The following is a 22242-nucleotide window of genomic DNA, read 5'->3' on the forward strand; positions in this document are numbered from 1 at the left end:
AAATCACATTAATATGGTAGCAAAATTCTCGTAAAATGACACTTTTTCAGTATTTAAAGCATAGGTGCAAAAAAATTATTCAATATTCTCTGCTTAGGCTAAAAAATAATTTGGCATCACCGATAATGAGATTGTAAAAAAAAATAAGGAGGCGATCATGGCACTCAGAGTAAACTATAACTTTCAAGCTGACTTCGGACATGTCAACTTGAAAAAAACGGAAAACAGGCTCAATACATCGTTAGAGCGATTAGAAACAGGTCTTCGGATCAACAGCGCGAAAGACGATGCAGCAGGTCTATTTATAGCTGATCAGTTGAGTCTTGTGAGTAAGGCTCTTGATCAAGGCTCGAGAAATGCCAACGATGGTATAAGTGCAGCGCAAATTGCAGAATCTACACTCGGTCAAATTTATGACAAATTGACATCTATGTATACAAAAGCTTCTCAGGCTGCGAATGATACGAATGATGCAAATGCAAGAAATGCTCTTCAAAATGATATTAAAGCTATTACTGATGCAATTGATAGAATGGCAAAAGCGAGTGAATTTAACGGTATCAAGTTATTAGATGGTTCATTTACAGCTAAATCAGTACAATATGGTGCTAGAGCAGGACAGACTCTTGATATTTCAATTGCAAAATCAACTGCAGATGCATTAGGAACTAAAGTTTTGGAAGGTACAGGAAAAACGGCTGCCGGCAACTCTGGTGACGCAACTCCACATGGTAGTGTGGCTGATATTTTGAATGATACAACTAATTTTGATGATTTTGTTGTTGATAGTGATGATAAATTTATCGTTGCAGGGGTTGATCTTAAGAATAAGTTGACAGATGGTAATGCGACAGATGCTTATGACATTGCAACTGCGATAAATGGAGATTCATATTTGTCAGGACAAGGTATTACAGCATTAGCGAAGAATCAAAGTACTGCAGACGCTGCTTTTGGTACATTGGCTATTGCTTCGGGAGACGAAGTGGATCTGACTTTTTATGTAGGTAGTGATATGACAAGCGCAAATGCCCAAAAATTTACATTAAAATATACCAGCGATGTGACTTTGGATCAGCTTATTAGTGATATCAATGCACAAGGTCAAGATATTGGATTGAGTGCATCCAAAACTGGTGATGGTAAACTTGTTTTGGAAACAGCAAATGGTGAGACAATAGGATTGGATGTAGCCATTACTGATGGTGACGCTACTGCAAATACAAGCGTTGATTTAAGTACAATCATTCAGGGGGCAACAACAGTTGTTGATGATACTAATAATACTTCAGGGGCTGCAATAAAAGTTGGTGATCTAACAATTGCAGGTCTCCAAGATTCTGATACTTATGATTTTACAGGTTTGAGTACTACAACAACAGGTCTTGGCTTAACTGCTTCGGGTAGCGTTGCTGACTATGGAGCATTTAAAAACCTCAATGATATTGATGTAACCACACAGTTTGGTGCTGAATTAGGAATGGTAATTCTCAATAATGCTATTAAGACAATAGATACACAAAGAAGTGATCTTGGTTCCATTCAACAAAATTTGCAAGCTATCATTGACAACAATGATTTCGCTGCAACTCAGACAAGAGAAGCGGAGAGCCGTATTAGAAATGTGGACTTTGCAAAAGAGATGAGTGAATTTACAAGACAACAAACGCTTATGCAGTCTGGTATGGCGATGCTTGCACAGGCAAATCAGCTACCTCAGATGGTTCTACAACTTCTTAGATAATTTTTTCATAGGGCTTTTGCCCTATGGTATAATGAAATAAAAGTGCTTTTTGAAAAGGTTTTTAAAGAGCTTTTTCAAAAAGCATAAGGAGAGAGCGATGGATGTCAAAGCAATTATGAGCAATCAATCGATACAGCAACTCAATACACAAAACTCTTCGACACAACAGTTGAAAGAGACGCAAAAAACGCAAATACAAAATGACAATCAGAAAAAAATTGAACAAAATATTCAAAAAGATGAAGTTAGAAATCAGAAAAAAAATATTACGGAAAAAGATCTCAAAAACGCTCTTGATACAGTCCAAAAAAAGATATCTTTGCTTACAAACTCTCAGCTCAAAATCGAAGTCGACAAGGATACAGGCAAACAGATAGTCAAAATTGTAGATCAAGAATCAAAAGAAGTTATCAGACAGCTTCCTCCAGAAGCTCTTTTGAAAATTGCAAAATATATCGATGAAATAACTGGACTTTTATATAAAAACAAAGCCTAAAGGGTAGAAAATGGCAGGAGAGATGTCCATAACGGGCCTTACCAATACGGGTTTTGATTATAATGCATACCTTGATAAACTTGCCCAACTCAAATCCATTCCTTTGCAGCAAATGCAAGCTCAGCAACAAAAGATCATCGCGAAATCTACGGCTATTGTCCAGGTAAAAAGTGCACTGAGCGATTTTCTTTCTCCTTTGACCACTTTGCAAGATAGTTCTATTTATGACAAATTAGATGCAACACTTTCCAACGACAACATCGCATCGGTAAGTGTTGACGGTACTAAAGCCCAACCTGGCAGTTACGATTTGGAAGTAGTACAGCTTGCCAAGGCAAGTTCTTTTCTGATCTCTCCTGCACAAAATGTCTCAGACCCAAATGCAGCTTTTACGGATAGCGGCATATTGACGATCAATTATAAATTGGATGGAGCTGCAACCTCTTTAGATATTGACTATACAGGAAAATCTCTTGCTGACATTGTGAATGAGATCAATAAGTCTGCAGATCTGGAAGCGACAATGATTAATAGTGGGAGCTCCACATCCCCTGATTATCGTATTTTAGTCACCTCGAAAAAAACCGGCATTGACAATGAAATAACAGGAATTTCCGATAGCGATGGTGATGATACAACAGGTTTTGATACCAATAGCGATCCTACTACTGACCCTAGAGCGTCCTATACCACACAAGCAGCACAAAACGCCCAGATAAAACTCAATGGCATCATCATAGAAAATGCTACCAATACCTTTAGTGATGTATTAAGTGGTGTGGAAATCACCGCTCAAGAGGTGGGCACCAGTTCCCTTACTATCGCAAAAGATTTTTCAGATATTGAAAATTCTCTCGATACAATTGTTTCATCTTACAATACACTCAAAGATACGATCAATGAAGTCACTGCAAAGGGGCAGCCACTCCAGGGAGAAGGAAGTTTGTCTCGCATCACTACCACAATTTTCAATAAACTCAATAGTGTCCTTGGCCAATATGGTCTTTTGGATACGACGGGTGATGGTGAGGCGGCCACTGGAAAACTCGTACTGAAAAAAGATGCTTTGGGATCCCTTTTAAATGATCCAAATTTTGATGCGAAAACGATATTCACCGATATGACTAGAGATCTGGAGTCGTATGTCAATAATTATACAGACAATATGATCTTGATGAATGAACGCTATCTTGAGCGAAGTGATAGAATTCAAAAAGAGATAGAGGAGAAAAGCGAGAGAATACAAAAAGAGATCGACGCTCTTCGGACTCGCTATGCAAAAATAAATGTCTATCTTTCTCAGCTCCAAGATACGAGATTAAGAATAGAGAACTTTACAAAAGCCTTGCTCAATGGTGGAGATAAATAGAAAGGATAGGGAATGAGTCCATATAACGTATATGAGAAAAATATGACGCAAATAGAAAGTAAAGAGGATTTACTACTTGCGACGTTTGATGAACTACTTTCCAAGCTCAATATGGTGAAGATAGCTATAACGGAAGGACTTATAGAAGCAAAAATCAAAGAACTCGATAAGGCTATCTTGGGACTAGAAGTGTTAAGAAGCTCTTTGGATTTCGAAAAAGGCGGGGAGATTGCCAAAAATTTAGATGCAATTTACGCTTTTTGTATAGATGAGATCATAAAAGCAAACGCTACAAATAAAGTAGAATATATCAATAATGCATTGGAAGTACTCAAACCTATCGCCGAAGGTTTTAAAGAGAGTCTGAAAAATCCTATAGCTTCCGCATCATGAGCTGCCAAAAGTCGATCGATTTTCTTCGCAGTTTGTTGAACAATTTCCGCAGCGAAGAAATTGATTGTTATATCGCATTTTTGAATGATCTACCCAATTCCTTAAAGGAATGTGAAGAAACAGAACTTTATCAAATCATCGAACTTATCAAAGAACTTGAAGAACAAGCTGTAACATTGCAACAAGATATTGCTCAAAAACTTCAATCCCAAGAGAGTGAGAAAAAGATTCTCGAAGTCTATAAAAAATATTAAGATGGAGTGAAATATTTTAGAAGAGACAACTCTTTGTTCTGCATAAAGCTCGCTAAAGTGGCCTGATAGGTTGTTTTGGCTTTTTCTAGATTGACTATAGCTTCTGCATAGTCACTATCTTCAAATTTTGATGCGAGTTCATTGTAATTTACTTTGAAATTGTCATGCTGCTCTTTGAGATTATCTATGAGTTGTTCTTGTACACCTATCATACCTCGATGTCTATCTACTCCATCAAACCCTTCATCAAATTCATTAAGAACATGTTTGAAGCTGCCCAGGTGATTTTGAAGATCACCGGTGATTGTTACTTTGATATCTTTATTTGTCTCTTTTCCTGTAAAACCTAATCGTTCGATACCGTCTTTGTCAGTGAATGTATACGCTATTATATTTCCATTGTTTGCGGGATCGTTATTGATTGCATCCACAAGCTCTTGTAATGTAGATGGATTTATGGCATCGGCTGTATCGCTGTCATAGTTCACACTGATAGTGGTACCGTTATAGTTAATGGTTACTGTACCATTCGTTTCAGCGGAAGATATGAGAGCATCATTTACAGAAGCATATCCGAGTTCGGAGTTCTTCCCATGAAGTTTGTAGATCTCTCCGTCTTCGATAATGGCAATAATATCATCGATCGCTTTCACAAGTCCAATTTTTTGTTTTTCATTTCCTAAAATACCACTTTGAGTAGTTGAGAGATAATTTTTTCCATTGAATTTAGTAACAACTTCTGTCGCTTTCGCAACTGGAACACTTACTTCCACACTGCTTCCTCGGTAAAAACCATTTTTATCAAAAGGGACAGTTTTGCTATCTTCTCCACCAAAGAGATAGTTGCTGCCTATTCTCACATTTGACTGAGAGATGATGTAGTCTCTGACATTTTGTAGGTAGTCTTTGAACATATTGGCATCTTCACTATCAAGAATACCCGTATTGAGGAGTTGTACGATATCTACTCGAGCATCCAGAGCCGCTTCTGAGACATTTTTCAAACTTGTCTCGGCTATAGACATGCTGTTGGAAGCAAGATCAATATTGTGCATATAGCCATCAATTTCTTTTGCCAAAGATTTAAGTTGAAGCGCTCTGCTGTTATCTACAGGTGCATCGGAAGGTTGGAATATCTTTTTTCCGCTGCTGAGTTCATTTGAGTAGCGCTCAATCTTGTTTTGGTATTTGGTAATGTTGCTTAGATATCTGTTAAAGACACCTAAGGTGCTTATACGCATCTGTTTCTCCTCATGGTAATTCTTTTGTCATTATCGGTCATTCCTTAATATTTTTTTAGCGCGTCATTTCGATGAGTGTCTTAAAAAGTTCATCTGTAACCATCATGACTCTTGCAGTGGCTTGATAGCTGCGTTGAAGTTGCGTCAGTTTAACGAGCTCTTCATCGAGGTTGACCCCGCTTATATCTTCTATTTTTTCATTTAATGTATTAAATAATAAGGTCGTGTCATCCAATCTATCTTTTGTATACTTAGTTTCAAAAGCGATATCGGAAACGATTTTACTGTTATAAAAATCGTTATATGTCAAACCATCGAGAAAGTCTGGCTGTTCGTACTCTTGTAAACTTTTTATAGTCGAATCAAAATAGGAGATGGTTCCATCTTTCGTTTTTTCGATGGCTTTTGCTAGTGTATTATCCGCTGGCATATTCTGTGCTATTCCGGCAGCCAGCTTTTTGGGATCTTCAAAATTGAGCTTTATATTCGTTGCATCGACTCCCAAACCGTTCCCGCTTTGTTCACTGATAAAAAGATCCAATCCTGTTTCATTATTAAGATTGTATCCGTTTCTGTGAATAGAGTTTATTTGATAGGCAAAATCTTGTGCAAAACGATTGACGTTGTATAAAGCTTGATTGATGAGAGATTGTGATTTGATCAAAGAGGCTATTTTTCCAAACTGGAAAAGATTAGTCAAATCCACAGAGCCTGACAAAACTCGAAGTTTTGCATAGTTTTGTTTGTATATTTCACTGGAATTGCTTGTATCAAAACCTGTTGTATCATCAGCATCGCTGTCTTCTATGGAAACGATCTCGTTTTGGACATTTTTCATTTTTGTTGAAACTGTTAGACGATAGTCTGGATTTGTTTGATCTCCGACATTGACTACATCTGCTTTTAAATCACTGCTTTGGGCATTGATTTCAGATGCGATATCCAAGAGTGATTTGTTTTGATAATCGATACTAAAACTTTGGTCCTCTCCATTAAGTTTATAGTTGATCGTAAGTGTTCCAGAATCCGTAATGATATCTTTCGGTGAGGAGAGTGTATTGGCAGGTGTTACAATATAACTATTAACCATGGTGACTTTGTTTGTGCGAGTCTGTATTGGAGTAGCTTTATCTTGCAATACAAGCATATGGCCTTTTGCCGTGGTTATATCTACCGTATTGTTTTGATGATAGATAACCTTGATATCTATCAAAGAGCTCAGCTTTTTTATGGCCTGGTCTCTTTGATCAAGATAACTGTTGAGCTTTGTCTGGTCATTTGCGAAATATTTTATATTTTTATTAAGATCGGTAATTCTTTTTGCAAGGTTGTTGATCTGCATCACAGTTTCTCGAAAAGAGTTTTTTATAAGCCCGCTTAGATCATCCATTCCCTCACCTACGCTTCGGACTCTTCCTACAAGCATTTTTGTCTTTGTAAGAAACGATTTTCGAGCCACCAAATCGTCTGGAGATGAGATCACATCATTTAAAGAGTTGTAAAATTCGTCGATCTGTTTGGAGAAACCGCCGCCTAAAGAGTCTTTAAAAAGAGCTTCAAGTTGGCTTAAGGTGCTGTCTAAATTTTCATAATAGCTTTTTTCTTGATTTGTGTTGATCATCCGTAAAAAATAGTTTTTATCAAAGACTCTTTTTGCCTCACTCAACAGTGTTCCACCAGTAGGGAGTGAAGAAAAACCTGCCTCAACCCTGCTGTATCCTTCTGTATTGAGGTTTGCGATGTTGTTGTTGACAATATCGATAGCTCTTTGATTTTGCAAAAGAGTTTGAGAGATATTGTTCAAAGCGTTTGCCATAGCTGATTGCAATACAGAAGTGTTTGCCATGATCGTTCCTTTTGATGAGGCTTTTTATATTATCGGAAAAAACTTATGCTTTTTTATTGACCAATCCCTCTTTTTGGGATGTTAACTCTCCATTTGGGGTGTACTGTTTTGCTTCATCGCAAAATATCGCTTCAAACATTGAATCAATGAAATTGAGATTGTTTTTTGCAAGTTCAATATTTCGTTCATTGAGAAGCTTTATTGTTTCCAACTCTTTTTTATTTTGCAAAATATCTTCCTCGTTCTGTTCAGATAGTTTCGAAAGTGCACTCTTTTTTTGTTCTATAATCTCTTCAAGTTGTTTACTGACATCATGATTTTTGATCGATAAAACAAGTAGCTCTTTCTCTTTTTCCAACAGTTGTATAATTTCTTGCAAAATAGTTTGAATCTCTTGGTTCATTTTTTATTCCACGGTTACAGATTTGGCCAAATTACGTGGCATATCCACATCATTGCCAAGACGAATGGCTATCTCCATTGCCAAAAGTTGTAATACAACAACCATTTCATAATATTCTAACATAAAATGGTTCCATTCATTGATCTTTATAAAATCGTCTGCTAGATCAAATTCCTGGAATGAAATGGCACAGATTGTCGAATCCCTTGCGCTGAGTTCTTCAACATTGCTCTTTGTTTTTTCATAGAGTCTGTTTTTGGGCATAAGGGCAATTGTGAAGAGTTCTGGATCCGCCAATGCAATGGGACCATGTTTCATCTCTCCAGCTGGATATCCTTCTGCATGAAGATAGCTGATCTCTTTGAGTTTGAGGGCACCTTCGAGTGCCAACGGATAGAAGATATCTCTACCGATATAGAAAAATCCATGTCCATGCAGATATCTTTTGGAAAGCCTTTTGATACGTTCATGCATCTCTTGACGAACCTTGAGTGCTTTAGGAGTCGTACTCATGGCATGGATTTCTTGTTCTATCTCATTTTTTGTTAAAGTCGATTTTTGCTGTGCAAGATACACCGAAAGCATCCATAAAACCATAAGTTGTGTCGTAAAAGCTTTTGTGCTGGCTACACCTTTTTCGATGCCAGCACGAGTGAGAATGGATCTATCCGCAAGTCTTACGATGGAGGAGTTGTCCACATTGCATATAGCAACTGTTTTCAATCCTGCATTTTTTGCCATCTTCAATGCTTCCAAAGTGTCTGCAGTTTCACCACTTTGGCTGACAACGATAAAAAGCGTATTTTTTTGTAAGATCGGGTTTTTGTATCGAAATTCACTGGCGATCTCTGTACGTACAGGTATTTTGGCCAATTGTTCGATAAGATAGCTTCCACTGAGCCCCGCGTGATAACTTGTGCCACAAGCGCATATGGTTATATTGGATATGTTTTGCAAAAAATCATCATCAATCTCATCAAAATGGATTCCCTCATCATGGATACGTCCCATCATTGTTTCGGTTATCACATCGCTTTGTTCGTAAATCTCTTTCTCCATAAAAAATCGAAAACCGCCCTTTTGAGCATACTCCTTATTGATAGTGAGCTTTTGAAACGAAGGCGAGAGTCGGGTATCGTCTTGGAATAGTTCTATCTTTCTGGCTTCTGCTACGCCCCACTCATTATCTTCTAAATAGTGTACCTCTTTAGCATTGCCAATGAGCGGTGCATCACTGGATGCAAAATAGATCTCGTTGCCATTTTTGCCAATGATTAAGGGAGAGCCTTTTTTTGCAAAGAATATCTTTTGCGGTTCGGCCTTAGTGATCAGCAGTACGGCATAGGCTCCTTGAAGCCGTTTGATTGTTTTTCGGAACGCTTCCTTCGGATTTTCGGATTTTTTCAGATTTTCTTCAAAAAGGTGAACGATAGTCTCTGTATCTGTTTGGCTGACAAAATTTCTGTTTTTGAGTTCTTCTTTGATCTCTTTAAAATTTTCGATGATTCCGTTATGAACCACATAACTGTACTCACCCATATGGGGATGTGCGTTGAGTTCCGTTGGTTTTCCATGTGTTGCCCATCTGGTGTGACCGATACCGATGCCAAAACCTTCTGGCTCAAACTGCTTTGTTTTTTCTTTTAAATTATCCAGTTTACCGACTGCTTTGAATATATATAGATTTTTATCTTGCATGATAGCGATCCCGGCACTGTCATATCCGCGATATTCAAGCTCCCTAAGCCCATCTAACAAAATTTTCTTAACATTTTTAGAGCCGATATACCCAACTATTCCACACACAATGTACTCCGAAAGTTTTTTTGTTATTGTAACAATTCTTTTTGTATAATTCTTCAAAATTATTTGAGGACTGTTATGGAGTTGATCGAAAAACTTGAAACCGGTGCGAGATTGGGTTTTGAAGATGGCGTAAAATTATACGATCTGGATCTTTTTACATTGGCAAAATATGCTGATCGAAAGAGAAAAAGTTTATATGGGAAAAAGAGTTTTTTTAATATCAATCGCCACATCAATCCCACAAATATCTGTAAAGATATCTGCAAATTTTGTGCATTCAGCGCAAACAGGAAAAATCCAAATCCTTATACACTGAGCCATGATGAGATACTTGCAATTGTTGAAGAGGCAACCCAACGAGGAATCAAAGAGGTCCATATCGTCTCAGCGCATAATGATCAAGTAGGATTAGATTGGTATCTTGGCATTTTTAAAAAGATAAAAGAGCAGTTTCCTCAAATTCATATCAAAGCTTTAACGGCGGCTGAGGTAAACTTTTTGGCCAAAGAGCATGGGATGAGCTATGACGAAATGATAGAGCTCATGATAGAAAATGGTGTGGATAGTATGCCAGGCGGGGGAGCCGAGATTTTTGATGAAGAGGTGCGAGATTATATTTGCAAAGGAAAAGTGAGCAGTGATGAGTGGCTGCAGATCCATAAGCTTTGGCATCAAAAAGGAAGAAAAAGTAACGCCACGATGCTTTTTGGCCATATAGAAAACAGAGCCCATAGAATAGATCATATGCTCAGGCTGCGAAATCTTCAGGATGAAACAGGGGGATTTAACTGTTTTATTCCCCTTGTGTATCAAAAAGAGAACAACTACTTGAAAGTCGAAAATTTTGTAACTGGTCAGGAGTATCTCAAAACGATAGCCATTGCACGATTGATACTGGATAACATTCCCCATATCAAAGCTTATTGGGCTACATCAACACTCAATCTTGCTCTGGTTGCACAAGAATTTGGCGCAGACGATCTGGATGGAACGATTGAAAAAGAGGCGATTCAAAGTGCAGCAGGCGCACCGAGTAAAAATGGAATTCCTTTAGAAGAGTTTGTCCATCTGATTAAAGATAGTGGTTTTATTCCGGTTGAGCGAGACAGTCTCTATAACGAACTGAAAGTCTGGTAATGCGATACTACTCGTGTGATGAATTGATCAAAGATGCAAAGATGCTTTGTCAAATGATTGATGAACCCTTTGATGCGATTTTGGCAGTTGCAAGAGGCGGACTCACCCTAGCTCATCTTTTGGCGGAGTGTTTGGAAATACGAGATGTTTTTACAGTGACCTCTCAAGGGTATGAAGGCTATAAGAAACTCTCTTGCATTCAACTTGGAACTTTGCCGGATTTAGGGAAAAGAAAAAATATTTTGATAGTAGATGATATAATTGATTCAGGAGATACGATAGCACATCTTTTAAAAACGATAAAAGAGTGCTATCCAAAGAAAAATTTCAAAGTTGCATCGCTTTTTTTTAAAAAAGATGCATCTGTGCAGCCAGACTTTTCAATACATGAAGCAAAAGAGTGGATAGACTTTTTTTGGACGAGGGATATGCATGATTTTAATGATAGATAACTATGACAGCTTTACCTACAATGTTGTGCAATACTGCTTGGAACTTGGGGCCAATCTCAAGGTTATTCGTAATGATGAATTAACTATTGAAGAGATAGAAAAACTCAATCCTGAAAAGATTATCATTTCACCAGGTCCTGCTACACCCAATGAAGCGGGTGTAAGTTTGGAAGTGGTTAAACGGTTTCAAGACAGAAAACCGATTTTTGGCATTTGTCTTGGACACCAAACGATTGCTCAAGCGTTTGGAGGCGAGATTGTCCAAGCAAAAAATATGATGCACGGGAAAACTTCTCAAATCGATGTGACAAACCCAACACCAATTTTTAAAAATCTTCCCGAAAAGTTTCGAGCAACACGGTACCATTCTCTTGTTGTGAACCAAAAAAGTCTTCCTAAAATTATTAAACCTACTGCATACAGTGACGATGATAAAGAGATAATGGCACTGGAAGTGGAAGGTAAACCGATTTATGGTGTTCAGTTTCACCCAGAATCAATTATGAGCGAACATGGATATGAAATACTGGATAATTTTTTGAAACTTTAGATGACTCTTTATTTTCTTTTTTATGCCCTGTTTTTGATTATTGGTGCATCAACACTTGGAATAGGTCCGAAAGAAGCCGAGTATATCTATACCGCCCACCATTGGCTGCATTACATCGTTGCTCCTTTTGTTTCGAAAAATCCCAATGAATTTATCGTGCGATTGCCTATTGTTTGTATATCATTGCTGAATTTGGCTCTGTATGCAAAGATAGCACCTTATTATCTTAAAAGAAAAGAGGATAGGTTTTTAGCACTTTTTATTTATTCTATGCTGCCAGGGGTCATAGCGACTTCGGTTTTAATCAACAAAGCACCTATTATCATTTTTTTGACATTAATTTTTATCTATATGTACCATAAATATGTAAAATGGTTGCCATATTTTTCTCTTGTTTTACTCTTGTTTGATCAATCTTTTGCGATTCTATTTTTAGCTGTTTCAACGTTTTATTGGTATAAAAAAGAGAAAATTGCGCTCTATTATTTTCTCCTTTTCGTTATGTCATTATGGATATATGGTTTCGATGTGGGTGGAAAACCTAAAAACTATTTTTTGGATACGATTGCAGTATTGGCGGCTATTTTTTCTCCTTTGGTTTTTTTATACTATTTTTATACTGTTTATCGAATTCTTGTCAAAGAGAAGAAAAATCTCCTTTGGTTTTTGAGCGGAGTTAGTTTTCTTTTTGCACTTGTTCTTTCATTCAGACAAAAAATCGATTTGATCAATTTTGCTCCTTTTATGGTTGTAGGTGCTGTGTTGATGGTAAGGACATTTTATGCAAGTTACAGGGTTCGTCTTGAAAAATATAGGAAGCGGTTAAAAATTGCCTTTTTTATTGTTATATTTTCTTTGATACTCAATGATTTTTTTCTCATTTTCAATCAAACACTTTTTATATTTGAAGAACCAAAGCACCATTTTGCATATAAGTACTATTTTGCAAAATCTTTGGCGAACGCACTCTATCAAAACAATATCTCGTGTATTGATGCGAAAGACGAGGATTTACAATTACAGCTACGTTTTTATGGAATACAACATTGTAGGCAATATTCGCTCAGTCCATTCAAATCAGGAATATCTATAGAATTGGATTTTCCTTTTGGAAAAAAGGAAGTCGAATTCGTTACAAATAGTTACAAAAAAACTGTTGAGCAAATAGAAATGTAACGAAATTTAACAATATCTCTAATTGAATTATGTTTTGCTTCTTTTATGTTTTTCAAAACTTTGTTTAATGTTACAATATCAAATATCATATTTTCTAAGGAGTAGGAATGGCCCAAAGAGCGATACGTGAATATGACGGCAAAAAACTTTTTGCCCAAAACTGGGACAAATATTTCAAAGGTCTGAAATATCCTTTTGAAAGTGTTCTTGTTACAAGCGGAGAAGAACTAAAGAAAAAAGCCGAAGAACCAGGATATGAATGGCTCAAGGAAAAGCCTCTTGTAGCGAAACCAGATATGCTTTTTGGTAAACGAGGAAAAAACAATTTAGTTCTTTTTAAAGTAAACAAACCCGGTGATGTTACTCTTGAAGATGCCGCAAAATGGATCGATGAAAAAAGAAACCAAGAAACCACGCTTCTCAGTGGGCAAAAAGGGGTTTTAACACATTTTATTGTTGAGCCTTTCACACCGCATACAGAAGATGAAGAGTATTATATTGCAGCAACAACACTTGATGAAAATTATGATGTACTGTATATGAGTGCTCATGGTGGTATGGAAGTTGAAGAGAACTGGGATAAAGTGACTGAGGTTAAAATTCCTATCGATGCGAGTGATGAAGAGATAGAAAAACTTATTAAAGAACATATTCCAGCTGATATTCCTGAGGATAAAAAAGAGGTTTATGCAAATTTTGCAGTAAATTTTTATAAATTTTTCAGAGATCTCAACTTTGCATATCTTGAAATCAACCCTGTTGTTATCGTTGGAGACAATGTATATCTGCTCGATCTCGTTGCGCGACTTGACGATACTGCCGGATTTTTGATGAAAGATGTATGGGGTGATATTGAGTTCCCAACACCTTTTGGAATGCCAGAAAAGAGTCCAGAAGAAAAAGCAATAGCAGAAGCTGACGCAAAAAGTGGTGCTTCTTTGAAACTGACAGTTCTCAATCCTAAAGGAAGAATTTGGACACTCGTAGCAGGTGGTGGTGCTTCTGTTGTGTATGCAGATACCATTGCAGATTTGGCTGGTGGGGTTGCCGAGCTTGCGAACCATGGTGAATACTCTGGGGGACCAACAACAGATGAAACACGGTTTTACACTGAAACTGTTTTAGATCTTATGACAAGAGAAAAAGATCCGCAAGGAAGAGATAAAATCTTAATCATTGGTGGTGCGATTGCTAACTTTACTGACGTTGCAAAAACGTTTACAGGAATCATCCAAGCATTCGAAAAATATGCGGACAAAATGAAAGATGTTGGTGTAAGAATTTACGTTCGACGCGGTGGTCCAAATTATGAAAAAGGACTCAAAGACATTAAAGAAGCAGCTGAGAGACTGGGACTTCCGATTAAAGTTTTTGGACCAGAAACGCACATAACTGATATCGTTCGAATGGCAATCGAAGAAGATAAAGCAAAAGCATAAGGAGAGAATGAATGGGACTTTTTACAAGAGATACACAAGCAATTTTTTGGAATAACAACAGAAGCGCAATCCAGCGAATGCTTGATTACGATTATGTGATTAAACGAGAAAAACCATCTGTTGCAGCAATTGTTGCACCGACAAGCTCCAATAAATTTGATAAATTTTTCTTTGGTACTGATGAGGTAATGATTCCAATTTACAGAAGCACTGAAGAGGCAGCTGCAGCACATCCGAATGCTGATGTACTTTTGAACTTTGCTTCTTTTCGAACGGCATACGATGTAACGATGGATGCTTTGAGATTTGATCAATTTAAAACGATTATGATTACAGCTGAAGGGATTCCTGAACGACTTGCCAGGATTATGAACAAAACGGCACGAGACAAAGGTGTGCTTATCATTGGTCCTGCAACTGTTGGTGCGATCACACCAGGTGCATTCAAAGTTGCAAATATTGGTGGTACTATTGAAAATATCGTAAAAAGCAAACTTCATCGGCCAGGAAGCTGTGGTTTGGTAACGAGAAGTGGAGGTCTGTTTAACGAACTTTGTAACATAATCGCTCTTAATGCAGATGGTGTTGCAGATGGTGTTGCGATTGGTGGAGACAGATTTGTTGGATCTGTATTTATCGATCACCTCCTTCGAATGGAAAAAGATCCGAATGTAAAATATATGCTTTTGCTTGGTGAAGTTGGTGGACGAGAAGAGTATAAAGTAATCGAAGCAGTAAAAAGCGGAAAGATCACTAAGCCAGTTATTGGATGGTGTATCGGAACGATTGCACAACATTTTAGCAGTGGTGTGCAGTTTGGACATGCAGGAGCTAGCGCAAATGCAGATGAAGAGACAGCAGTAGCAAAAAATCAGGCGATGAGAGAAGCGGGTATTCATGTACCTGATAGCTTTAACGATCTCCCTCATGTAATCAAAGGGGTTTATGAAGAGCTAAAAGGCAAAGGAATCATCAAAGATATCGAAGAGCCAGAAGTTCCACAAATTCCAGAAGATTATGCAAAAGCGCTTAAAGCTGGAAAAATCAGAAAACCGAAAAACTTTATCTGTACAATTAGTGATGACAGAGGCGAAGAGGCTACATACGCAGGTTATCCAATCAGCAGCGTAGCAACACCAGATACTGGAAAAACAATCGGTGATGTTGTAAGCCTCCTTTGGTTTAAAAAGGTATATCCACGATGGGCAGTTGATTTTATTGAAACTGTGATCAAAACAGTTGCAGACCATGGTCCGGCAGTAAGTGGTGCACACAATGCGAAAGTAACGGCTCGGGCTGGAAAATCTGTTGTTGAAAGCCTTGTAACAGGACTTCTTACGATTGGTCCAAGATTTGGTGGGGCAATTGATGGGGCAGCATACTACTTCAAATATGCACACGACAACAACATGAGTCCAGCAGAGTTTATCAACTATATGAAAAAACAAGGTATCCCGATTCCAGGAATTGGTCACAGAATCAAATCTGTACGAAACCCAGATAAGCGGGTAGAGGGTCTTAAAAAGTTTGCAGCAGAGCATTTTCCAAAAACATCACTGCTCGATTACGCATTGGAAGTTGAAAAACTTACTACTTCTAAAAAAGATAATCTTATTTTGAATGTGGATGGTACAATTGGTATCTTGATGGTAGATATGTGGAGAGCATTGGGGTACACTGAAGAAGAGATCGATGAGTTTATCAGCAGCGGTACACTCAACTCTTTCTTTATCCTTGGTCGAACCATAGGATTTATCGGACATATTTTGGATGAAAAACGACTTGGTATGCCAATGTACCGCCATCCATTTGATGATATTCTCTACGACGTACAAAAAGCCGAAGAGATTAAATAACTTTATATGCGGCTAGTGCCGCATATAAAGAACAGAAAATGCGAAAATCCTTCACTCTTTATGAACTTATTCTTGTCATCGTCATAATAGGTATATTATCCTCATTCATTATTCCAAGATTACAGACCAATCCAGTTGTTTCACTTGCCAATCAACTTATCGAACATATTCGATATACCCAGCATCTTGCTATGGCAGACCAAAAATTTGATCCATATAATCCAGAGTGGTATAAAGAGCGTTGGCAGATACGATTCTTTAAGAAAAAGTATGCCAGTCGTGATCATCAAACATCACAATTTGCATATGCGATATTTAGTGATCATGATGTTGGGAGTGGCTATGATGGCAATCCGAATGCTACAACAGGAGAGGTGGTAAAAGATCCAATAACACATAAGCTTATTAGTGGAGGATTCACTATATATTATGATGATCCTAAAACCTATAAAAAAGCAGCTATTGGAGAGGAGTATGGTGTAGTTGATGTAAAATTGTTTGGTGGATGTTCAGGCAAAAGAATTTCCTTCGATGCATTGGGAAGGCCTTACAAAGGCTCTCCTGCAACAATGACTCAAGCATATCAAAAAAACAGACTTATCCATTCTGAATGTAAAATTAAAGTCTGTTTCGATGACAAAGATGCCTGTCCCAGATATTTCATTATCGCAATAGAGCCTGAGACAGGCTTTTCTTACATAAAAACAGTTGTTCAATAGTTCTTTACCCTTGACAACAGGAGAGAAACTTCATATAATTTCGGCCTCAAACAGGGGAGAGTGGACGAGTAGTTCACGAGAGGCTGAGGGGGTTTGGAGAGGCTCTTGACAAGCCTGAAAGATTTTGGCATAATTTCAGTCCTCGAAACGCGGGGAGCTAAAGAGAAAGAATTCAAATGGCTCATCTTGAGTGGAAGATGGGCGAGAGAGTTCTTTAGGGAATTTGATCTTTGACAACTAGACAGAATGAAGAGTCCTTTGAGTTTTAAAGTAGGATTTTAAAACTTCATAAAAGTATTTTTATGGAGAGTTTGATCCTGGCTCAGAGTGAACGCTGGCGGCGTGCCTAACACATGCAAGTCGAGCGAGAACGGCTCAATGATCCCTTCGGGGTGAATTGAGTGTCAGCTAAGCGGCGCACGGGTGAGTAACACGTAGCTAACCTGCCCCATAGCGGGGGATAACAGCCCGAAAGGGCTGCTAATACCCTATACTCCTTCCTGGCACAAGTCAGGTTGTGGAAAGCGTTATGTAGCGCTATGGGATGGGGCTGCGGCCTATCAGCTAGTTGGTGGGGTAACGGCCTACCAAGGCTATGACGGGTAGCTGGTCTGAGAGGATGATCAGCCACACTGGAACTGAGACACGGTCCAGACTCCTACGGGAGGCAGCAGTGGGGAATATTGCGCAATGGGGGCAACCCTGACGCAGCAACGCCGCGTGGAGGATGACGCCCTTCGGGGTGTAAACTCCTTTTGCAGGGGAAGATAATGACGGTACCCTGCGAATAAGCACCGGCTAACTCCGTGCCAGCAGCCGCGGTAATACGGAGGGTGCAAGCGTTACTCGGAATCACTGGGCGTAAAGGGCGCGTAGGCGGCTTAGTAAGTTGGATGTGAAAGCCCACGGCTCAACCGTGGAACTGCGTCCAAAACTGCTAGGCTAGAGTCCGGGAGAGGCAGATGGAATTGGTGGTGTAGGGGTAAAATCCGTAGAGATCACCAGGAATACCCATTGCGAAGGCGATCTGCTGGAACGGTACTGACGCTGAGGCGCGAAAGCGTGGGGAGCAAACAGGATTAGATACCCTGGTAGTCCACGCCCTAAACGATGGATGCTAGTCGTTGTGGTGCTAGTCACTGCAGTGATGCAGCTAACGCATTAAGCATCCCGCCTGGGGAGTACGGCCGCAAGGCTAAAACTCAAAGGAATAGACGGGGACCCGCACAAGCGGTGGAGCATGTGGTTTAATTCGAAGATACGCGAAGAACCTTACCTGGGCTTGACATCCCGAGAACCCTCCAGAGATGGAGGGGTGCCTCCTTTTGGAGGAGCTCGGTGACAGGTGCTGCACGGCTGTCGTCAGCTCGTGTCGTGAGATGTTGGGTTAAGTCCCGCAACGAGCGCAACCCTCGTCCTTAGTTGCCAGCACTTAGGGTGGGCACTCTAAGGAGACTGCCCGGGTAACCGGGAGGAAGGTGAGGATGACGTCAAGTCATCATGGCCCTTATGCCCAGGGCGACACACGTGCTACAATGGCGCGTACAGAGAGAGGCGATACCGCGAGGTGGAGCAAATCTCTAAAGCGCGTCCCAGTTCGGATTGCAGTCTGCAACTCGACTGCATGAAGTCGGAATCGCTAGTAATCGCGGATCAGCCATGCCGCGGTGAATACGTTCCCGGGTCTTGTACTCACCGCCCGTCACACCATGGGAGTTGAGCTCACCCGAAGCCGGGGGACCGACCCGTAAGGGAGGACCCTCGTCGACGGTGGGCTCAGCGACTGGGGTGAAGTCGTAACAAGGTAACCGTAGGAGAACCTGCGGTTGGATCACCTCCTTTCTAGAGTGATGATCCAAAGATTCAATTCTTTGGATGGAAGCCGATGAGACTCACACTCATTGGCTTGAGGGGACTCTTCATTTCTGTCTAGTTGTGAGAGATCGGGTGTTCTTTGAAAGAGAAGGTGGAGAAGAAGAGCTAAGGAGCCCTTATCAGGGGCGAGCTTTAATAATGGGCCTGTAGCTCAGGTGGTTAGAGCGCACCCCTGATAAGGGTGAGGTCAGAGGTTCAAGTCCTCTCAGGCCCACCAGTTTAGTGGATGGGGTCTTAGCTCAGCTGGGAGAGCGCCTGCCTTGCACGCAGGAGGTCACCGGTTCGATCCCGGTAGACTCCACCAGGTTTGGATGAAGTTTAAAATAAGCTCTAAAGGTATTTAGGGTTTATTTTAGACTTTATGGTCTAAGAGATATTTGACAACTCATTGTTCGTAGTAAAAGAGGTAAATACAATAGGCAAGCTGTTTTACTTGACAAAGGTAGTTGAGTAAGGCGGCGGTGCGCTTTAGAAGTAGGTGTAAGCTACAAAGGGCGTACGGTGGATGCCTAGGGTGATGGAGGCGATGAAGGACGTGCTAGGCTGCGAAAAGCCTCGGGGAGCTGCCAAGAAGCGTTGATCCGGGGATTTCCGAATGGGGCAACCCGGCTGGTGGAGACACCAGTCACCTGACTTTGTCAGGGGCGAACCTGGGGAAGTGAAACATCTCAGTACCCAGAGGAAAAGAAATCAACCGAGATTCTCCTAGTAGCGGCGAGCGAACGGGGAGTAGCCCGTCTCTGTGTAGCCTACATTATAGCTGAAGTGTCTGGAAAGGCACACCATAGAGGGTGACAGTCCCGTAAGCGAAATAGTGTAGGTGGGACTAGGCAGAGACCTTGCGAGTAGGTCGGGACACGTGTTATCCTGACTGAAGACGGGGGGACCACCCTCCAAGGCTAAATACTACCATCACACCGATAGTGCACAAGTACCGTGAGGGAAAGGTGAAAAGAACCCCAGTGAGGGGAGTGAAATAGAACCTGAAACCGTATGCCTACAATCATTCGGAGCCCTATGTTCTTCGGAACAGGGTGACGGACTGCCTTTTGCATAATGAGCCTGCGAGTTGTGGTCAGTGGCGAGGTTAAGCGAACGCGAAGCCGTAGCGAAAGCGAGTCTGAACAGGGCGAAATAGTCACTGGCTGCAGACCCGAAGCCGGGTGATCTATCCATGGCCAGGCTGAAGTGGGGGTAAGACCCCATGGAGGGCCGAACCAGTGGAGGTTGAAAACTCCTTGGATGAGCTGTGGATAGGGGTGAAAGGCCAAACAAACTCGGTGATAGCTGGTTCTCTGCGAAATATATTTAGGTATAGCCTCAGGACGTAGCACTAGGGGGTAGAGCACTGATAGGGCTAGGGCCCCACACAGGGGTACCAAACCCTGTCAAACTCCGAATACCTAGTGTGGAATCCTGGGAGTCAGGCGTAGGGTGATAAAATCCTATGTCGAGAGGGGAACAACCCAGACTGCCGACTAAGGTCCCAAAGTTGTGACTAAGTGGAAAACGATGTGGGGCTGCTTAGACAACCAGGAGGTTGGCTTAGAAGCAGCCATCCTTTAAAGAAAGCGTAACAGCTCACTGGTCTAGCGGCCCTGCGCGGAAAATATAACGGGGCTAAGTCACACACCGAAGTCGCAGGTGCATACTGGTGTATGCGCGGTAGCAGAGCGTTCCAGTCAGCGGTGAAGCTGTACCGGTGAGGAGCAGTGGAGCGGCTGGAAGTGAGCATGCAGGCATGAGTAGCGATAAAAGTGGTGAGAATCCACTTCGCCGAAAGCCCAAGGTTTCCTACGCGATGCTCGTCAACGTAGGGTTAGTCGGGTCCTAAGCCGAGTCCGAGAGGGGTAGGCGATGGGAAATCGGTTAATATTCCGATACCTACTTACTACAAGGCGAAGGAGGGACGCTTAGGGCTAGCCGGGGTCACTGATGGAATAGTGGCTCGAAGGGTGTAGGCTGCTGGGTAGGCAAATCCGCCCAGCGATAGGCCGAGACCTGACAGGCCCCCAAAGCCCTTCGGGGCGGCGGGGGAACCGGTGATGCCGTCGAGCCGAGAAAAGCTTCTAAGCTGTTTGAGTAGTAAGTAGCCCGTACCGTAAACCGACACAGGTGGGCGGGATGAGTATTCTAAGGCGCGCGGAAGAACCCTGGTCAAGGAACTCTGCAAACTGGCACCGTATCTTCGGTATAAGGTGTGCCCGTAGTAGGTGAAGGCCCTTGCGGCTGGAGCCGAGGCGGGTCGCAGCGAAGCGCTCCATCCGACTGTTTATCAAAAACACAGCACTATGCTAACTCGTAAGAGGATGTATATGGTGTGACGCCTGCCCGGTGCCGGAAGGTTAAGGGGATTGGTTAGCCCTTTAGGGCGAAGCCATGAACCGAAGCCCCGGTAAACGGCGGCCGTAACTATAACGGTCCTAAGGTAGCGAAATTCCTTGTCGGTTAAATACCGACCTGCATGAATGGCGTAACGAGATGGGGGCTGTCTCGACCAGGGATCCGGTGAAATTGTAGTGGAGGTGAAAATTCCTCCTACCCGCGGAAAGACGGAAAGACCCCGTGGACCTTTACTACAGCTTGGTACTGCCATCGGGATGGGGATGTGCAGGATAGGTGGGAGGCTGAGAAGCCCGGGCGCCAGCTCGGGTGGAGCCGTCCTTGAGATACCACCCTTCCTCATTCTGGTGGCTAACTCGCGTGTGTTATCCACACGGAGGACAATGCCTGGCGGGTAGTTTGACTGGGGCGGTCGCCTCCTAAAGAGTAACGGAGGCTTACAAAGGTTGGCTCAAAGCGGTTGGAAATCGCTTGGAGAGTATAAAGGCATAAGCCAGCCTGACTGCGAGAGAGACAACTCGAGCAGAGACGAAAGTCGGTCTTAGTGATCCGGTGGTTCTGAGTGGAAGGGCCATCGCTCAAAGGATAAAAGGTACCCCGGGGATAACAGGCTGATCTCCCCCAAGAGCTCACATCGACGGGGAGGTTTGGCACCTCGATGTCGGCTCATCGCATCCTGGGGCTGGAGCAGGTCCCAAGGGTATGGCTGTTCGCCATTTAAAGCGGTACGCGAGCTGGGTTCAGAACGTCGTGAGACAGTTCGGTCCCTATCTTCCGTGGGCGTAGGAAGGCTGAGGAGAGCTGACCCTAGTACGAGAGGACCGGGTTGGACGTGCCACTGGTGTACCAGTTGTCCTGCCAAGGGCACCGCTGGGTAGCTATGCACGGAACGGATAACCGCTGAAGGCATCTAAGCGGGAAGCCGACTCCAAGATGAGCCTTCCCTGAAGGACGGTGGAAGACTACCACCTTGATAGGCTGGGTGTGTAAGCGCAGCAATGCGTTTAGCTGACCAGTACTAATAGTCCGTTTGGCTTACACGTTTTATATGCACCGCCGCCTTACTGAGCTACCACTCTTTTGCTGCGAACAATGAGTGATCTTTCAAACAAAACTTGTCAAGAGACAAGAGAATAGAGTCTT

The 22242-nt window shown here is 41.5% G+C and carries 16 protein-coding genes, 2 tRNA genes and 2 rRNA genes; 16 read left to right on the top strand and 4 right to left on the bottom strand.

The window, feature by feature from the left end:
- The first annotated feature begins 157 nt into the window (after positions 1-157).
- The 5 genes from JG735_RS03475 to JG735_RS03495 all read left to right on the top strand — a co-directional run bounded on the left by JG735_RS03475 (position 158) and on the right by JG735_RS03495 (position 4256).
- Positions 158-1744, top strand: a complete 1587-nt coding sequence (locus tag JG735_RS03475) for a flagellin (RefSeq protein WP_201335445.1) — start codon at positions 158-160, stop codon at positions 1742-1744.
- Positions 1745-1841: 97 nt separating this feature from the next.
- A complete protein-coding gene (locus tag JG735_RS03480; RefSeq protein ID WP_201335446.1) occupies positions 1842-2240 on the top strand; it encodes a flagellar protein FlaG in 399 nt (132 codons plus the stop codon).
- Positions 2241-2250: 10 nt separating this feature from the next.
- Entirely contained in the window at positions 2251-3609 is a 1359-nt protein-coding gene (gene fliD, locus JG735_RS03485; RefSeq protein ID WP_201335447.1) for a flagellar filament capping protein FliD, read from the top strand.
- Between the two features lie 12 nt (positions 3610-3621).
- Positions 3622-4002, top strand: coding sequence for a flagellar export chaperone FliS (gene fliS, locus JG735_RS03490; protein WP_201335448.1), 381 nt, complete (start codon positions 3622-3624; stop codon positions 4000-4002).
- On the top strand, positions 3999-4256 hold the full coding sequence (locus JG735_RS03495) for a hypothetical protein (RefSeq protein ID WP_201335449.1): 258 nt from the start codon (positions 3999-4001) through the stop codon (positions 4254-4256). Before fliS ends, JG735_RS03495 begins: the two co-directional genes overlap by 4 nt.
- Here JG735_RS03495 and flgL read toward each other — a convergent pair.
- The 4 genes from flgL to glmS are packed head-to-tail and all read right to left on the bottom strand — an operon-like array spanning position 4253 to position 9552.
- The gene (gene flgL / locus JG735_RS03500) at positions 4253-5497 is read right to left on the bottom strand and encodes a flagellar hook-associated protein FlgL (RefSeq protein ID WP_201335450.1); all 1245 of its coding nucleotides are present in this window, start codon (positions 5495-5497) and stop codon (positions 4253-4255) included. The two genes, JG735_RS03495 and flgL, sit on opposite strands and share 4 nt — an antisense overlap.
- A 55-nt stretch (positions 5498-5552) precedes the next feature.
- Entirely contained in the window at positions 5553-7343 is a 1791-nt protein-coding gene (locus tag JG735_RS03505) for a flagellar basal body rod C-terminal domain-containing protein (protein WP_201335451.1), read from the bottom strand.
- A gap of 43 nt (positions 7344-7386) precedes the next feature.
- The gene (locus JG735_RS03510) at positions 7387-7746 is read right to left on the bottom strand and encodes a hypothetical protein (RefSeq protein WP_201335452.1); all 360 of its coding nucleotides are present in this window, start codon (positions 7744-7746) and stop codon (positions 7387-7389) included.
- 3 nt (positions 7747-7749) lie between these two features.
- Entirely contained in the window at positions 7750-9552 is a 1803-nt protein-coding gene (gene glmS, locus JG735_RS03515) for a glutamine--fructose-6-phosphate transaminase (isomerizing) (protein ID WP_236584217.1), read from the bottom strand.
- Between the two features lie 75 nt (positions 9553-9627).
- Here glmS and mqnE point away from each other — a divergent pair, with 75 nt between their 5' ends.
- The 11 genes from mqnE to JG735_RS03570 all read left to right on the top strand — a co-directional run bounded on the left by mqnE (position 9628) and on the right by JG735_RS03570 (position 22142).
- Complete coding sequence (gene mqnE / locus JG735_RS03520; protein ID WP_201335453.1) at positions 9628-10689, top strand: aminofutalosine synthase MqnE; 1062 nt, start codon at positions 9628-9630, stop codon at positions 10687-10689.
- A complete protein-coding gene (locus JG735_RS03525; RefSeq protein WP_201335454.1) occupies positions 10689-11141 on the top strand; it encodes a phosphoribosyltransferase in 453 nt (150 codons plus the stop codon). The genes mqnE and JG735_RS03525 overlap by 1 nt, the downstream gene beginning before the upstream one ends.
- The gene (locus JG735_RS03530; RefSeq protein ID WP_201335455.1) at positions 11122-11691 is read left to right on the top strand and encodes an aminodeoxychorismate/anthranilate synthase component II; all 570 of its coding nucleotides are present in this window, start codon (positions 11122-11124) and stop codon (positions 11689-11691) included. The genes JG735_RS03525 and JG735_RS03530 overlap by 20 nt, the downstream gene beginning before the upstream one ends.
- Positions 11692-12867 (top strand): hypothetical protein, encoded by a 1176-nt coding sequence (locus tag JG735_RS03535; protein ID WP_201335456.1) that lies wholly within the window; start codon positions 11692-11694, stop codon positions 12865-12867.
- Between the two features lie 107 nt (positions 12868-12974).
- Positions 12975-14306 (top strand): ATP citrate lyase citrate-binding domain-containing protein, encoded by a 1332-nt coding sequence (locus tag JG735_RS03540; protein WP_201335457.1) that lies wholly within the window; start codon positions 12975-12977, stop codon positions 14304-14306.
- Positions 14307-14317: 11 nt separating this feature from the next.
- Complete coding sequence (locus JG735_RS03545) at positions 14318-16162, top strand: citrate/2-methylcitrate synthase (protein ID WP_201335458.1); 1845 nt, start codon at positions 14318-14320, stop codon at positions 16160-16162.
- A 38-nt stretch (positions 16163-16200) separates the two neighbouring features.
- Positions 16201-16881: a hypothetical protein gene (locus JG735_RS03550; RefSeq protein ID WP_201335459.1), complete on the top strand. Its 681-nt coding sequence runs from the start codon at positions 16201-16203 to the stop codon at positions 16879-16881.
- A 299-nt stretch (positions 16882-17180) separates the two neighbouring features.
- Positions 17181-18723: ribosomal RNA gene (locus JG735_RS03555) — 16S ribosomal RNA — on the top strand.
- Between the two features lie 173 nt (positions 18724-18896).
- A tRNA-Ile gene (locus tag JG735_RS03560) sits at positions 18897-18973 on the top strand.
- Between the two features lie 11 nt (positions 18974-18984).
- A tRNA-Ala gene (locus JG735_RS03565) sits at positions 18985-19060 on the top strand.
- Positions 19061-19234: 174 nt separating this feature from the next.
- Positions 19235-22142 (top strand): 23S ribosomal RNA (locus tag JG735_RS03570).
- The 16S and 23S rRNA genes sit together here with 2 tRNA genes alongside, the layout of an rRNA operon.
- The last annotated feature ends 100 nt before the right edge of the window (positions 22143-22242 follow it).

This window comes from Nitratiruptor sp. YY08-10, from assembly GCF_016629565.1.
In the GTDB taxonomy this organism is placed as follows: domain Bacteria; phylum Campylobacterota; class Campylobacteria; order Campylobacterales; family Nitratiruptoraceae; genus Nitratiruptor.

Coding starts and splice junctions, on each gene's coding strand:
- JG735_RS03475 (WP_201335445.1), top strand. CDS start 158: ATGGCACTCAGAGTAAACTATAACTTTCAAGCTGACTTCGGACATGTC.
- JG735_RS03480 (WP_201335446.1), top strand. CDS start 1,842: ATGGATGTCAAAGCAATTATGAGCAATCAATCGATACAGCAACTCAAT.
- fliD (WP_201335447.1), top strand. CDS start 2,251: ATGGCAGGAGAGATGTCCATAACGGGCCTTACCAATACGGGTTTTGAT.
- fliS (WP_201335448.1), top strand. CDS start 3,622: ATGAGTCCATATAACGTATATGAGAAAAATATGACGCAAATAGAAAGT.
- JG735_RS03495 (WP_201335449.1), top strand. CDS start 3,999: ATGAGCTGCCAAAAGTCGATCGATTTTCTTCGCAGTTTGTTGAACAAT.
- flgL (WP_201335450.1), bottom strand. CDS start 5,497: ATGCGTATAAGCACCTTAGGTGTCTTTAACAGATATCTAAGCAACATT.
- JG735_RS03505 (WP_201335451.1), bottom strand. CDS start 7,343: ATGGCAAACACTTCTGTATTGCAATCAGCTATGGCAAACGCTTTGAAC.
- JG735_RS03510 (WP_201335452.1), bottom strand. CDS start 7,746: ATGAACCAAGAGATTCAAACTATTTTGCAAGAAATTATACAACTGTTG.
- mqnE (WP_201335453.1), top strand. CDS start 9,628: ATGGAGTTGATCGAAAAACTTGAAACCGGTGCGAGATTGGGTTTTGAA.
- JG735_RS03525 (WP_201335454.1), top strand. CDS start 10,689: ATGCGATACTACTCGTGTGATGAATTGATCAAAGATGCAAAGATGCTT.
- JG735_RS03530 (WP_201335455.1), top strand. CDS start 11,122: ATGATTTTAATGATAGATAACTATGACAGCTTTACCTACAATGTTGTG.
- JG735_RS03535 (WP_201335456.1), top strand. CDS start 11,692: ATGACTCTTTATTTTCTTTTTTATGCCCTGTTTTTGATTATTGGTGCA.
- JG735_RS03540 (WP_201335457.1), top strand. CDS start 12,975: ATGGCCCAAAGAGCGATACGTGAATATGACGGCAAAAAACTTTTTGCC.
- JG735_RS03545 (WP_201335458.1), top strand. CDS start 14,318: ATGGGACTTTTTACAAGAGATACACAAGCAATTTTTTGGAATAACAAC.
- JG735_RS03550 (WP_201335459.1), top strand. CDS start 16,201: ATGCGAAAATCCTTCACTCTTTATGAACTTATTCTTGTCATCGTCATA.